Source organism: Pedobacter sp. N23S346, assembly GCF_048515415.1.
In the GTDB taxonomy this organism is placed as follows: Bacteria; Bacteroidota; Bacteroidia; order Sphingobacteriales; family Sphingobacteriaceae; genus Pedobacter.
Genome location: NZ_JBLYEE010000002.1, coordinates 71,641 through 86,574, shown reverse-complemented (window position 1 = coordinate 86,574; position 14,934 = coordinate 71,641). Strand labels below are relative to the sequence as shown.

General features: G+C 40.0%; 9 protein-coding genes. All 9 read right to left on the bottom strand.

Going from position 1 to position 14,934, the window contains the following annotated elements; genetic code table 11:
• Positions 1-7: 7 nt before the first annotated feature.
• Entirely contained in the window at positions 8-937 is a 930-nt protein-coding gene (locus ACN1CD_RS04295) for a sugar phosphate isomerase/epimerase family protein (protein ID WP_419129029.1), read from the bottom strand.
• Between the two features lie 6 nt (positions 938-943).
• Positions 944-2,356 (bottom strand): acetylxylan esterase, encoded by a 1,413-nt coding sequence (locus ACN1CD_RS04290; RefSeq protein WP_419129028.1) that lies wholly within the window; start codon positions 2,354-2,356, stop codon positions 944-946.
• A 131-nt stretch (positions 2,357-2,487) separates the two neighbouring features.
• Positions 2,488-3,624 (bottom strand): sialidase family protein, encoded by a 1,137-nt coding sequence (locus ACN1CD_RS04285; RefSeq protein WP_419129027.1) that lies wholly within the window; start codon positions 3,622-3,624, stop codon positions 2,488-2,490.
• 93 nt (positions 3,625-3,717) lie between these two features.
• Positions 3,718-4,383, bottom strand: coding sequence for a DUF3826 domain-containing protein (locus tag ACN1CD_RS04280; RefSeq protein WP_419129026.1), 666 nt, complete (start codon positions 4,381-4,383; stop codon positions 3,718-3,720).
• A 104-nt stretch (positions 4,384-4,487) separates the two neighbouring features.
• A complete protein-coding gene (locus ACN1CD_RS04275; protein ID WP_419129024.1) occupies positions 4,488-7,229 on the bottom strand; it encodes a family 78 glycoside hydrolase catalytic domain in 2,742 nt (913 codons plus the stop codon).
• Positions 7,230-7,527: 298 nt separating this feature from the next.
• Positions 7,528-10,296, bottom strand: coding sequence for a glycoside hydrolase family 2 TIM barrel-domain containing protein (locus ACN1CD_RS04270; RefSeq protein ID WP_419129023.1), 2,769 nt, complete (start codon positions 10,294-10,296; stop codon positions 7,528-7,530).
• On the bottom strand, positions 10,296-11,624 hold the full coding sequence (locus tag ACN1CD_RS04265; RefSeq protein ID WP_419129624.1) for a sialate O-acetylesterase: 1,329 nt from the start codon (positions 11,622-11,624) through the stop codon (positions 10,296-10,298). The genes ACN1CD_RS04270 and ACN1CD_RS04265 overlap by 1 nt, the downstream gene beginning before the upstream one ends.
• Positions 11,625-11,925: 301 nt before the next feature.
• Positions 11,926-13,758 carry a six-hairpin glycosidase gene (locus tag ACN1CD_RS04260; RefSeq protein ID WP_419129022.1) on the bottom strand — a complete coding sequence of 611 codons (1,833 nt, stop codon included), beginning with the start codon at positions 13,756-13,758 and terminating at the stop codon, positions 11,926-11,928.
• Positions 13,759-13,887: 129 nt separating this feature from the next.
• Positions 13,888-14,814: a glycoside hydrolase family 43 protein gene (locus ACN1CD_RS04255; protein WP_419129021.1), complete on the bottom strand. Its 927-nt coding sequence runs from the start codon at positions 14,812-14,814 to the stop codon at positions 13,888-13,890.
• Positions 14,815-14,934 lie beyond the last annotated feature (120 nt).

Genomic DNA, 14,934 nt, shown 5'->3' with positions numbered 1-14,934 from the left:
AATTCTACTAATGAGATTGCTTCGTTCCTCGCAATGACGACGCATTATTTTGAAAAACAGATTTTAAATAGCTTGTATTGGCGCTAAAGTTGTATTTCACATTTTTGGGTTGCGCCGCATCTCTACTTCTTTCTACCACTAACCAACCTCCCCAACCCAGATCATCGAGTGTTTCTTTTACTTTATGAAGGTTTATTTTGGGATCATTTTGTAACCAAACGCCATCTTCATTGGTTGCATGAATTTGAATGATATTTTTTCTACCCAGAATTCTCAATTCGTTGCATAAATCTCTGCCATTTTTTATCGCATTAGAAAAATTGAAATAGCTTTTTACATTTCTGGAATCAACATCTTTCAGCAATTTCAATTCACCTGTTGCATCCAGGGCCGATTCAATCCCGATAACAACGCCTGCTTTCGAAGCCATTTTCCCCACAATTTTTAATCTATCGATGATAGGTTTACGCAATTCTGGATTTTTAACCAGATCACCTTGTACGCCAAGAGGCAGAAAAACTACCTTAATACCCATGGCTTTTGCGGTGTCTAGGCAGTCCTGAATCATTTTTTGATAAGTAGGTCGCATAGCAAAAGACTGCGCATAAAAACCAGTCATCGCCAAGGAGCAAATCTCCAAATTCAATTCCTTGGCTTTATCCAAGTATTCTTGTCTTATTTTCGCATCGGCCAATTTATTATCAAAAGTTTCTCTGTTGCCCAAACCACCCATATCAATCTCTAAACCATCAGCACCAATCTCTTGAGCAAGTGGTAATGCACTCAATTTCTGACGTTTTAAAATCATCAAGTCAATTACAGCAACTTTATATCTTTGTTTTTTATCACTCGCCATAAGCCATTGATTAGAAAGCAACAAAGCACCTGTAAGCAAAGCAATACTAATGATAAAAGTTCTTCTCTTTTGATTCTCCATCGCCATCTATTTTGTTTTGCTTAAGGGAAACAATTTTTCTAAGTTTTCAAATCCCATCACGGCATTTTTTGGCAACTTTTCACCTTTGTCTCCAAAAACATAGAGTGCATTTTCCTTTTCGATAGTTACCTTGCTTTCGTCGTATTTGCCCGCTTTATCTTTCACAGCAGCACCATTAAGCTTGAAATTTTTGATCAGGAAATCATAAAGTGCAACGCGTTTGTTGATACCGAAATCATGCTTTTCGGTTGGCAAATGAACATTTTCCACCTTATTTTCTGCACCATAATAACCGTACATTTTTTGCAGGTAAGGAAAATCGTGCTCTGGTGTATGCGCTGTCCAATCGCTTCCATCAGAAACCAACAATTGTGGCCTAGGAGCAGCCATTGCAGCCAGTTCTACATTATCAGTTCCACCTCCACATTGATGAATCGGCATTCCGCTTTCGCAGGGGCAACCACCATAAAAATAGGATGACATCGCCACCACCGGCGCACTTAATTTAATTCTGGCATCCATAGCGGTCATTAAAATGGAATGACTTCCAGCTCCTGAACCTCCGCTGATTCCTACCCTGTTTGTGTCCGTTTCTTTTAAGGAGGTGAAGTAATCCAGAATCCTGATTCCACCCAAGGCTTGTACCGTTTGCGCTAAACTTCGGCGATGGTCTTCATATTTGAATTGAAGCATCGATTCACCCCAGGCAAACAGGTCATAACTAAAAGCCATGGCGCCCATCCTCGCAATTGTTGCACAACGGATCTGGCAATCGGCACGATAACGTTGCTTTTCCCAATGTCCATCAGGGCTTAATACAAGCGGTATTTTTCCTTTGGTATTCAATGGTTTATAGAGCGATCCATTAATCCAAACGCCCGGTAAAATCTCTAAAGCAATATTCTCTACAGAATAACCATCGAAAACTCTTTTCAGAGTAATAATGGGTTTTGAATTAGGTTTTGCCGGAAGCGGCGATAATTGTAAAGCCTGGTAAAGTTGAGGTTTGATGGAATCCTTTCTTTTTTCCCAACTCGCTTTATCAAGGTATTTTGATGCTAAACCATCCAGGTAGGCCCAGCCGTCCTGAACTTCCCATCGATAATATTCGTATTCTTTGAGCTTATATACGCCTGTTTTTTCTTTATTCACCTTCATATCCAAAGGTGTAAGCACATTGGCAAGTGTTTCATCAACATCAGTACGGAAACGCCAGTCGGCATAATTTACCCATTTGTCTTTTACCTGTGGATCGGAATATTTTATCTGGACTTTAAAGCGGGTTTGAATGTCTTTTAAAACCTCAGTCAGTGTTTTTTTGTAAAGGTTATCGGTGTTTTGCGTTTGGGAGGAGAGGTTGTTAACGCTTAATAAACAGGCAGTTAAAAACATAACTAAAGACTTAAAGCCTCTGCTCATTATTTCGAAGCTAAGTTTGTGCGAGCTGAAGCAATCTGACTGCGCTGAACGAGATTGCTTCCCCGAAAAGTCGGGGCAGGCTGTCGTTCCTCCTCGCAATGACGAGGAGTAGAAGAAATGATTTATAATTCTCATGGCTCTTCGCTTTTTGTTTCAGTGATCAACGGAGCAGTATAACCCTTCAATTTAGGCCAGATGCCGTTTTTTATTTTCTTTAATTTCATCCTGGATTGATCAACAACCACATGTTTAATTTTCTGTCTCCGCCAGGTATAAATAAAATGCAGCATGCCATCTGCGGTTTGAATCACAGCGGGATAAGAATATTGACTAATCGGTGAATCTTCTAAGATTAACGCTGCTGACCATTCTTTACCATCCTTTGAAATGGAAACATTTAATGGAGTCCTGGCACCTTTAGCTAAATCGCCGGGAGGCAAAACATGATTATAAACCAGTACATGTCGACCATCTTTCATCGTCACCGCATCTGTTCCTGAATTGTTGTTTGGCAAAGTCGTTTTAGTCATCGGTGTCCAGGTTTCGCCGTTATCTTCCGACCATGATTCTGCAATAGCCCTGTTTGCTGTTCGGGCTAAAATCTGCAGCTTGCCATTGCCGTGCTGCAAAATACTTGGCTGAATGGCTTTAATTCCATTTTCGGCCAGTGGCCCGATTGTCCGCCAGGTTTTGCCATTATCTTTGGTTACTTCAAAATGAATCTTCCAGCCATCGCCTTCACGGCTGGAGGGTGCAAAAAGATTTCCATTGCTTAAAAGTACTGGCTTATTTTTTACCGGACCGATGTAGCCGTCGGGCAATTTGGTAGCATCAGACCAGGTAATACCGCCATCTTTAGAAGTTTTCATCAACCCCCACCATTCAGATGGCTTTGGTCCGATTTTATAGAATAAGAGCAAATCACCTCCGGGTACCTGATAAAGCACCGGATTCCAGGTTGGTAATCGTTTCCCCTCAGGCTGGATGCCATTCGCAACCGAAACAGGTGGCAGCCACTTGTTATCAACAAAGCGACTAATGTAAATTTCTACATCGGGATTTCTTTCTTTAGTTCCGCCGAAAAAAGAGGCTACTAAACCAGTTGGCGTTTCAGCAATCGTTGCAGAATGACACGACGGGAATGGTGCCTGATCGTATAAAAATTCTTGTTTTACAACACCCGTCTGCCATTTTTCTACTTGTGCGTTGGCGGTAATTGATAATGCGAAAACAAGTCCTATTGTAGTGTATATTTTTCTTAGTTTCATAATTCTTTCGCTTCGCGGTTGATTACATTGATTAATTGATTTCACAGATTTGTTTTATTGATTCAAAACTGCGAACTCCAAACTGAAAACTTTTTACTGCTTTGCTTTACTCGCTTTCTCTTCCTTTACTTTCTTAGTATAAGCACTGTAAAGCGCCCTCCAACTTCTGCCATTGTTATTTAACATTTGTTCTGATTTCGTTTTATAGATTTCGAAAATTGCCGAGATCTGTTTCATATTTTTATAGTCCACGGCCTGTTCGCGGGCTTGTTTGAGAAAAGATAAAATCTTCGCTTCTTCGTCGGCAGTTAAATCCGGAACGATCGCTTTGTAACCCTTCATGGTGAACTCCACTTTTCCAATGGTGTATTTATCCAAGATAGTTTCTACTTGTTCTGGAGATAAGTTTTTATTGAGGCTTTCCATTAATGCCTGATGTACGGTTGATGGAATGGCCGAATCAGCAATAATTTGTTTATCCAGATCACTTAATTTAGTTCCGGTAACAGGATTTATTCCATCTGGAACAGTAGATGAGGGGTGTTCGTTATGCCAGTTTCTTATAGTGGTTAAATGAACTGCTATTGCATTTTCGGCAGCCAGTTTTTTAGTGGCATCGGTTAAATTTAATGCTGAAACCCATTCTTTTGCTTTGGAAAGCATTTCTTCAGGTATAATCACGTCTTTGGTCTGACTGAATGCATTTACCGTGGTTAGCAGTAAAATCAATAACATAAACGGCTTTAAAAATTTTCTCATAATTGTATTTTTTTTCTCGTCATTGCGAGACTGATTTTTCATCAGTCGAAGCAATCTCTAATAGGAAAGATTGCTTCGTGCCTCGCAATGACGATTTATTTATATTATTTCCGTTGCTCCACTACAAAAGCATAATCGCCCGAGCCTACCTCATAAATCGCTCTGCCATTTTCCATTTTTATATATTTTAAATCCTTTGCGGATGCCAATTGCTCTGAAATTTCATTTTTATTCCTTGCAGGGATATAAATCATTGCCGTCGTGTTTGGCGGAATGGTAACCTTCCATTTCAACTGAGTTGCCGTTTTGGTGTAGTTGCTTTTAATCAAACCATAAATGGAATGATAGCTGGCATTTACAGAGTTGAGTCCGTTAATCATTTCTGGCTTCATGGTGATGGTTTTAAAAGCGCCGCTTGCTGATTTAATTCCTGCCAGGTTTTCATAATACCAGATCAGTAAATCGCCGAGCATCATCACGTGATTTTGAGAATTCATTTTCGGATCAGCTGTATTGCCATTCCATAGTTCCCAAATCGTTGTTGCCCCATTTTCCACCATGTAACCCCAGCTAGGATAGGTTTTTTGTGTGGCAATCGCGTACGCTAAATCGGGTCTGCCATAATCGTTCAAACAACGCATCAACCACTGAATCCCAACCAATCCATTACTGAGGTGGCCTTTATTGGTCACTTCAACCGTGTAAGTGATGTTTTTAAAAACCTGCTCAACCTTATCTTTCGGTACCATTCCGAAGTAAAGTGGAATAACATTATCTGTCAGAGCGTTTGTAGCATAATATCCCTTTTCGTTATAATATTTCTGGTTAAAGGCATCCTTAATTTTATCGCCCAAAAGCTGGTAAGTTGCAACATCTTCATCATTACCAATTGCTTTCGCAAATTGCATCATCAGTTGTGTGAAATGATAATAATAAGCCGTTGAAATCAGTTCTGATGGATATTTTTTATCTGCGCTTTTACCTCTTCCAAACTCAATGGTAATCGGCGGCATACACCAGTCACCATAACTATCTTTGGTTAAAATATAGTCTTTCATGTAGCGATCTTGCATGTAAGCCAGCCACTTTTTCATTACCGGATAATTATCCTGAACGGCAGAAACATCGCCTGTTTGCTTGTAAAGCATTTCCGTAACTAATAGCATGGCACCGGGCCAGGTCATGTTGTCGCTGTAATACCTCCAAAAAGCAGGCGCAACATCTGGAATGGCACCATCTTCCTTTTGCGAATTTCTAATGTCCTGAAGCCATTTTGAGTAGAACCTGCCGTTATCAAAAACAAAACTTTCACCATAAGCAACTGCACCTCTATCGCCCAACCAAGGCATGCGCTCGTTCCGTTGCGGACAATCAATCGGAATCCCTTTGTAATTTCCAGCGATTCCCCACCAGGCATTTTTGAAAATCTGGTTCGTTAAAGCATCCGAAGTTTCTAATGTTCCAACGGTTTTAATGTTGTCGTAGATCATTTTCCCCAGAAAATCGTTAATCGATGGCTGGTAAGCATATCCCGAAAGTTCTACATACCGGAAACCACGATAAACAAATGTCGGCTCCCAGGTTTCTACTTCCCCTCCTTTTGCGGTATATAAATCGGTACATTTTGCATTGCGAAGATTTGCGGTGAACAATTCGCCATTCGGCTGTAATGATTCAGCAAAACGCAATTTGATCTGTTTTCCTTTTTGGCCCTTCAGTTTGATTTGCAACCAGCCTACCATGTTTTGCCCCATGTCTAGAATATATCTATCGCCTGAAAGTTTTTTTATTGATATTGGCTTCAAAGTGTTCATTACCTTGATATTTTCGTTCATTTGTGCCTCAATCGTTCCGGTTGGTTCTTGTACAAACTCTGCCTTTAACCATTTGCTATCATCAAAACCAACTTTGTTCCATCCGGCAGCTTCTTTCGTGGCATCATATTCTTCACCATCATATTCGTTATTGATTCTGATTGGTCCATCTGCAGTTCCTTTCCAGCTCCCATCGGTATCAATATTTGCGGTACTTCCATCGCTGTAAACAATATTGAGGTTCATCAGCAATTTTGGAAAACCGAATGTTTTGATTTTATATGGCTTTTCATTTTGACGCATGGCGAAGAAACGTCCATTGCCTAAAATAGCGCCAACAGCATTTTTACCATTTTGAAGGTAGCTTGTAACATCGTACGTGTTATACTTTACGTTTTTGGTGTAATCCGTCGGCGAGGGCGCCATAACATCTTCTCCTACTTTTTTCCCGTTGATATACAGTTCATATAAACCCAGGCCAATGATGGATGCCGTTGCATATTTAACCGTTTTTGTGCTTTGAAATTCCTTTCTGAAATACCGGGCGGATAAACGTGAATCGGATTTGATATTATCCCATGGGAATGCCCGATCGAAACCGATCCAACCTTTTGGCCAATCTTTATAATAAAGTAGACCCATCGTCCACGATTGAGTTGCAGACCATTCGCTTTCTCCGGCGGTTGTCCAAGTTTTGACTTTCCAATAAGCTTTCACACGACTTGTCAACACCTTTCCATCATAAGTTACGTGAATAGATTTAGCAGAATTTACTTTTCCTGAATCCCAGAAATCGCCATTATTTGCATTTAATTTCTCTAAAGAAGAAGAAACCAGAACCTGATAAGCGGTTTGCATTACATTTCTTTCTTTAGAAATAATGTGCCAGGCCAACCGTGGTTTTTGAACATCTATACCTAGCGGATTTTCCAACATCTCGCAGGTGGTATTTTGCAACAAAACTTGTGCTGCCACTCTTGAAAATGGTAGTAACCAAATGCTGATTATCGTTATGAAGAGTTTAATGTTCATTTCATTTTTTATATTGACCATATAGGCATAGAGACCATATAGAATTCATTTTATTTGATATTTGATCTCTCCAAAAGTGTTGATCTTTGCGAAGCCAGGTTTGAGCGAGCTGAAGCAATCTTTTTTGTAAATCTTTTTACGCTTCGCGGTTGATTACACAGATTAAGTGATTAGACTGATTCTGTTATTATTTATTCCCGCTGATTTCGGAGATTCCGCAGATTTAATTTTCCCTTTTCTGCGGGCAATTCTTTTCTTCTTTTCTTTGCAAAAAACTTAGCGTTCTTTGCGGTTAATTCTATTTCGTTGAAAAATCAAAATACAACGTCATATCTAATGCCCTGCTGGGTTCTTTATCAAAATCATAAAATACATGTTTCATTCCCATTGGTCCTGTGGTTTCTGGCTTTTGCGTTTTCGTACCAATCGCCGAAATTCCATTCATAAAAGAAATATCTCCTGTGGGGAAAGTCGGACTCATGTTATCGTATTCCGTATCTTTTGATTTCTTCGGCGTAAATAACCGCAGGAAAACATCCTCACGATCTGTTACCACTTTAATTTTTTGGGTTTTCCCGATAAATTCGCACCAGTACATATTTGAGTAATAGCCTTTAAATTCAGGGTATTGCCAGGCTGGTTCCCCGGTTGCCGAGTCGTTATAATCCTTTCTCCAGATTCCAAATTCCGTTCCCTTCATCCGATTCTTCCAGACTCGATACGGACCGCTTCCTTTATAGGCTACCGATTTGATTTCCGTTTCGGGATAAGAGAAATTTAATCCCACGAAAGTGGTAAAGTACGCAGATGGAAAATATTTAACCTGCATTTTTATCCAGCCGGATGGATAGATCGTCCACTCTAAAGTATTATAGCTTTCTTTTTTATCAAATCTGGATGAAATAACCAGGTTATCGCCATCTACTTTTGTGGTGAAATTTTTAAAATTATTCACACCTTCTTGCAAAACCGGGCCATTTGAAAATGGAATTACTCCTTTAGCATTTTTAACCTGCTGAAGTAATCCGGTTGTTTTATCAAAAGTTAAATCGATACCATTTGCCGAAACCTGATAAGTGGTAGCAGACTCCTTCAGGCTTACTTTTGAAGAACCAGTCTTAACCACCATTTTATCGGCATCAGCTGCAGGCAAGGCAATCGGGAAACTCCAGGTAAACAATTCCTTGCCATAAAAATCTTTAGCAGTTAGATAAAAAGCGTCGAAAGTCAGCCAATTTGTAGGTAGATTAACTTGTAATTTCCCTTTTTCTAAAGGCTTAATGTTTGGCGCATCTGCCTTCCCTGCTTTGAATACGGCGTCTGCACCTGGTTGTAATTTTTTCAGTTTCCATTCGAAAGTACATTGATTGAGGTTGGTAAAAGCATACCTGTTTTCCACCAAAAATGAGCCATCAAAGCCTGCAGTCATGTCTCGTTTCTCTACAAAAACCGGACTCCAAACTTCTTTAATCGTGTAGAAGCTGCCTTCTTTTTCGTGGTAAGGCCCCACAATTCCATCAGGCCCATGATTTCCATCAGTATCCAATTCTCCATTTCTATCTGTTCGAACAACAGCCTGATCGGCAAAATCCCACAGGAAACCACCTGCAGAAAGTGGGTTATTCCACATGGCATTCCAATAATCTTCTATCCCCGCACCATGACCACCATCCCACATGCCATGAAGAAATTCGGTTGGCATCAGAATGTTATGGCCATGGTCATAATTTCCAATTCCATAATTAAATTCACGGTAATGGGTGGTTTCGAATCCGTTAAAAACTTCCCATGGATGGATTAAAGGGCGTTTTTGAAGATCGTGATCAGCGAAAAGATGATCGAGCTCACTGTTGTGACCGCCTTCATTTCCATTGGCCCAAAATACAATCGACGGATGATTTTCATCATTGGCCATCATCTCCTGATACAATTTTGTTCCGGTTGGCGTATCATAGGTTCCATGCCAGCCCGCCAATTCATCCATTACAAATAAACCTAAGGAATCACAAACATCCAGAAAGTGTCCATCTGGCGGATAATGCGACATCCGAACAGCATTCATGTTCATTTCTTTCATCAAAGAAACATCGGCAATGCTGATTCTTTTGCTTGTTGTTCTGCCGGATGAAGGATAAAAAGAATGGCGATTGACCCCTTTAAATTTCATTTTAACTCCATTCACATAAACACCGTCACGTTCCTTCACTTCAATCGTTCTGAATCCAATTTTCTTAGTGATTTGATGAATGGCTTTTCCATTTTTAATTAGTGTAAAAGTTGCCGTATAGAGATTTGGAAATTCAGATGACCACAAGGCCGGGCTTTTAAATTCCTGATTAACCTGCGTTAAATTCGATGCGATTTTAGTCGAAAATTCATTTCCTAGTTTTTTGCCTTTTCCATCCGTTAGCTGAATATTAATTTTATCGGCCAAGCCAGATGTAAAAACGTTAGCCGTAAAAACGCCATTTGCTTTTGCATCAATCTGAACCCGATCTATATAAGTTTGCGGCAACGCTTCCAAATAAACTGGTCTGAAAATACCACCGAAAATCCAGAAATCGGCTTTACGTTCGGCCTCATTAACCGATTGATTGGCTGAATGTTTAGAAACTTTTACTTCAAGTAAATTATTACCTTTCAAATTATTCAGCTTTGTGATATCATATTTAAAAACATAAAATGAACCCTGGTGTGTTTCTCCGGCAGATTTTCCATTAATCTTAACCTCCGTATCGGTCATCGAGCCTTCAAAAACAATGTTTATTTTCTTGTCTTTCCAGGCTGTTGGTATCTGGAAATTGTACTTATACAGTCCTTGTTCTTTCCCCTTATTTGTTTCTTTATTAAAACCGTAATTGTACTTTCCAAACCCCTGCAATTCCCAATTTGAAGGCACAGGGATGGTGGTCCATTTCCCGAAATTCATTCCTTCGGTACAAAAGAAATCCCACTTTACAGTGTCATCGTTTCCAGTTCCGGATAGATATAGTTTCTCCGTTTGCTGTGCCCGGAGGGGGAAAAACATCATTACTAAACAAAAGAAAGGTAAAATGCTGTACTTCATTAATTGGTTTTAAATTGGTTCACTAATGGATTATCCGTTCTGAAAGGCAGTGCAGGTAATCCATTACTATAAAAATTTCCAGTTGGGTTTTCTGTCCAGTTGTAACGTACGGCAACAGGTTCAGCAACTTCATTTGAAGAGACCACTACTTTACCAGCTTCAACTGAAGCATCGGCCTTCACAAATTTGCCATCTTTACCAGCGATGGTAAATCCAGTAATCTGATTTGTAGAAGCCAAGTGATCAAAGCTCAGCACGGCTTTTCTATCCTTAAAGGCAACAGATTTGTAAACAGGACCGGAATAGTCGATTTTTAGATCGTAAGTTTTAGCCAAAGCCAGAAGCGCTAATCTTCTGCCTACCTCCCATTTATATGTTGGATGTAGATCTTCATTCGAATCAGTTAAGTCATTTGTCGATATCATTCCCGTGTTCGGAAGCCTCAAAACCTGCATTTGTGCTTCCCAAAAACCGGGTTCAGTATCGGCATCTAAAGCGATTTTACCTTTGGTTTTTGAGTAATTGAATGGGGCAATCTGAACATAATAAAAAGGAAGATCTTTCTCGCCCCAGGCTTTGCGCCATAAATTGATCAGGGTTTTCATTTTATAAGCGTAGCTGATCTTTTCATTTAAAAAACAATTGGTTTCCCCCTGATACCATAAAAAACCACGAATCTTAAATTGCGAAAGTGGTTCGATCATTGGCGTGTAGAATTTACCAGGATCATTGCCTACTTTTTGATTTTTAAAATAGGATTCCTGAGCAAAAGCTTCTGGTGAAATCCATGGTTCGATGGCACTTCCTGAAACTGCAGAAGATATTATTCCTACCGGGATGCCCAATTTCGCCTGAACTTCTTTAGCAAAAAAATACCCAACGGCAGAAAAAGCCCTTAAAGCAGAATCCTGCGCTACGGCCCAACTTTTATGCAGTGAGTCTGGTTTAATTAACTGTTTACGATTGACCAGAAAAATTCTGATTTGTGTATTTTTTGCTTTTGCCACTTCATCTGCCGGAAAGCTTAATTTTTCATTTTTTGGTTTAGGAATCTTCGCCAGCTTACGCATTTGGTATTCCATATTTGATTGACCGGAGCAAACCCAAACTTCACCTACGAGGATGTTGGTTAGTTCAATCCGGTTGGAACCAGAAATGATGATGGTTTGAGGAATTGATGATGTTTTTAAAGGCCTTAAAACTACCTTCCAGTTCCCGTATTTATCGGTTATGGTTTGCTTATGCTGACCAGCAAAAGCAACTACTATTTTTTCATCAGGCGAGGCAAAGCCCCAGATGTTAATGGGTTTATTGCGTTGCAAAACCATATCGTTAGATAGGATTTGAGGTAAAAGGATTTTGGCGTTGGCGGAGATGGATAAAAATAAGAATAGTATTAGTAAGAGAGATTGCTTCGTCGTCCTTAAGGCTGTCGTCATTGTGAAGCTGGGCTTGTGCGAGCTGAAGCAATCTGACTTTACTGAAGGAGATTGCCGCGTCGTGCCTCCTCGCAATGACGATTTACTGAAAGGCAATGACGATAATGGAAAATGTAGCACCGATTTACTCAAACGCAATGAGGGGAAAACTCCAAACTCCAAACCTTTAACTCCAAACTTAACCCTCATGCTAAAACCCCTCCGTTTTTAAATACTTAATCAAATAAACAGCTTCTTTTTTTTCAGCTTCGCCTGCATTTTTTAAATCGTAATTTTGATCTGCTGGTGTATCTACATCAGGAAAGCGACGAACAGATCCGGTGCGAAAAACAATCCTCGATACTTCGGCAATCGGCTGAAAAGCTAGACTGGTTAACACGTCTTTTCCATTTACCGTTACCGTGTAAAACCGGGTATGTGCATCCAGTTTCAATTTGATATCATAATTCTTACCTGCTTCGTACTTCATGAAGTTCTTGTAACGCGCACCGGCCTTAGCACTCAATACACCAACAGTATCGAAAATTAACCGAACAGTTGCTAAGCCTTTTGCATCTTGCAATTCAATTTCCAATAAACCAAAATCATTCTGTTTCGGTGTTACAGCAAACGAGGTAATGATTTTTTTAGATGCAGGAAATGCCCTTTCTACCTTTGCATAATCAAAGGGATCTTTATCTTTAAGCACAAGGGCTCCACCTTCTACTTTTACTGGTGCCCATAACGGACTGTAAATATTCCACTTTTCAAGCGCTTTGTTTTCTATTAATTTTGAAAAATCGTCGTTTACTTGTTGATCTACTTGATCAGTAACAGGCAAGGGAACGGAAGAAACCCAAATATCTTCCTTGTTCATGCTGTACGTTACCCACAGTTTACCATCCGCAGGCTTTCCATTGCCTTCAATAATACCGCGAACGTATTGCGGACCGTAAGATTTATAATTTCCACCGTAACGCATGGGCGATATTTCGCCGGTTACCAGAAGCAGATTCGTATAGTCTAAGCCATTTTTGCTAGTCGAAATGGCCAGTGGCCATCTGTATTCTGAGGGATTGTAAACGGTCGCATAATTTCCATCTGCGGTTCTTTGCCCCCAGATTTTAGCATTGCTGTTTACAAAACCCGGCGCCCGGGAAGCGTTTTCCGGCCAGCTTTTACCATTATCGGAGCTGATTGCTGTTAATGCATTTTTCCATAAACCAACTACTCGTCCATCTGATAAGTGATAATAGCTGAAGGCTTTATACTGTTTCTGTAAAGTGATTAGGGGATCTTTTCGGTCTGCTTCTTCATTCCATTGCTGCGTCATTAATTTGTTTGCCAGCAACTCCTTACATGCCGCAACGAACGCTTTATTTTTACTTTTTTCGAAGTAAGGATATTTCGTGTTTTTTTCTGAATAACCTGGGTTGTAGTGAATGAAATAAATTGGTCCGTATTTTCCATCTGGCTGGATTTCTCTTACGGCTCTGCCAATCCCGTGCCCATCATTCGGGTCGTCTTTTGCATCAAAACTGATCGCATAAAAACCTAAAACCAGAAATACATTTTTGGTAGAGACATAGAAGCCCATGCGTTGATGCATTACCGCATCTAAATCTTTTGCTATATCGGTTCTTCCTTCTTTGGTGGTTCCATCAGGAATTCTGTAAATGGGAAAAATCACGTCTGGTTTACTCCAGGTGTAACCATCAGGTGAAGATTGTAATAAGGTTTGTCCTGGCGGGATGCTTTCTCCCACTTGATCACTCAAATATTCTAGGTAAAATCTGTTGTTCCAATAGGCTAACATTGGGGCGTGGTTATAGGTCCAGCCGAAGTTTTCTGCCAATTCTGGATGCGCCCTGTTTGCCCTGAACGTTTGAATGCTGTGTACCCCAACCACAGGAGTTAATTGTCCATGATGATAGTCGGCATTGACCATCGTTTTACCTGTATAACGCACGGTATCTTGCGCTTCCGAAGTTTGTATCGCAAAAGCAAATGATAGGGTTAAACAAAGTATTTTAAATATTTTCATGTTATTATGTTCATTTCGTCATTGCGAGTTTCCGATTTTTCATCGGAACGAAGCAATCTTTTTTGTTAAATAGATTGCTTCACGCTATCGCTCGCTCCCTTCCTTCAGTTCGCAATGACGATTCATTTATTATTTCAATAAATTCTCAATCACCTTCCTCTTCACTTTTATAATCGTTCCATGCTTATGTCCTTCAGGGATGGAAACTTGCGAAGTCACCTCTTTAAAACTTTTAAAGTCTGCTGTTTTATAAGCAGAATAAATCTTTTGTCCGTAAGCATCGAAATAAATCAGCCAATCATTTTTTACTTTTACTACCGTTGGGCCTTCCGTTAACTTCGGACTAAAAGTTTCTGAAACATGCTCATAAGGACCTAAAGCATCCTTGCCAAATGCGACCTTCAAATTTCTGTTTGGGCGAGTGTTGTCTTTCAAAACCAATACAAAATCTTTTGGTTCCCTTTTCACAATTACGGCATCAATTACACTAAAACCGGGATCCAAAAATAATTTCGGTTCAGAAAAGGTAATAAAGTCTTTAGTGGTGATTGCATACATCCTGTGGTTATTATCTTCATCTTCTATTCCTTTAGCAAAGCGAAATGGAATGGTTGATGCCCAAATCACTATGTATTCTTTTTGCTCATCATCATAGAAAATTTCCGGTGCCCAAACATTAACGGTTTCTGGCTCACTTTCCATTACGGGAAGAAATTTCTGTTCTGTCCAGTTGACTAAATCTTTTGAACTGGCATAACCGATTCCTTTATCGCCTTTCCAGCTACAGGTCCAAACCAAATGAAACGTGCCATCAGGCCCCTGAACAATCGATGGATCGCGCATGACTTTCTGAGTACCAATTTCAGGTTTTAAAAAAGTCTTGTTCAGATCAGTCCAGTGGTAAGCGTCATAACTATACAAAAGCCTTAATCCCTCCGTTGCTGGCTCATGGAACGATGTAAATAAATAGGCTTGTTTTGAGCAAGAACTTAATCCGCACAAAGCCAGGCCAATAATGGCTAAGCGGAATGATGATATATACTTTGCTTTAAACATTTTTTATTTTTCTTATTAACACCCCGTCCTGCGGACACCCCTCTAAAAGAGGGGAATGTCACTCCTAGTTGTCATTTCGACCGAAGTGGAGAAATCTTTTAAACTGGCAGATAAGATTTC

What these genes read in the sequence shown, in the direction of transcription:
- ACN1CD_RS04280 (WP_419129026.1), bottom strand. Translation starts at nt 4,383, where the DNA reads ATGAGAAAATTTTTAAAGCCGTTTATGTTATTGATTTTACTGCTAACC.
- ACN1CD_RS04260 (WP_419129022.1), bottom strand. Translation starts at nt 13,758, where the DNA reads ATGAAAATATTTAAAATACTTTGTTTAACCCTATCATTTGCTTTTGCG.
- ACN1CD_RS04295 (WP_419129029.1), bottom strand. Translation starts at nt 937, where the DNA reads ATGGAGAATCAAAAGAGAAGAACTTTTATCATTAGTATTGCTTTGCTT.
- ACN1CD_RS04265 (WP_419129624.1), bottom strand. Translation starts at nt 11,624, where the DNA reads ATGGTTTTGCAACGCAATAAACCCATTAACATCTGGGGCTTTGCCTCG.
- ACN1CD_RS04255 (WP_419129021.1), bottom strand. Translation starts at nt 14,814, where the DNA reads ATGTTTAAAGCAAAGTATATATCATCATTCCGCTTAGCCATTATTGGC.
- ACN1CD_RS04290 (WP_419129028.1), bottom strand. Translation starts at nt 2,356, where the DNA reads ATGAGCAGAGGCTTTAAGTCTTTAGTTATGTTTTTAACTGCCTGTTTA.
- ACN1CD_RS04270 (WP_419129023.1), bottom strand. Translation starts at nt 10,296, where the DNA reads ATGAAGTACAGCATTTTACCTTTCTTTTGTTTAGTAATGATGTTTTTC.
- ACN1CD_RS04275 (WP_419129024.1), bottom strand. Translation starts at nt 7,229, where the DNA reads ATGAACATTAAACTCTTCATAACGATAATCAGCATTTGGTTACTACCA.
- ACN1CD_RS04285 (WP_419129027.1), bottom strand. Translation starts at nt 3,624, where the DNA reads ATGAAACTAAGAAAAATATACACTACAATAGGACTTGTTTTCGCATTA.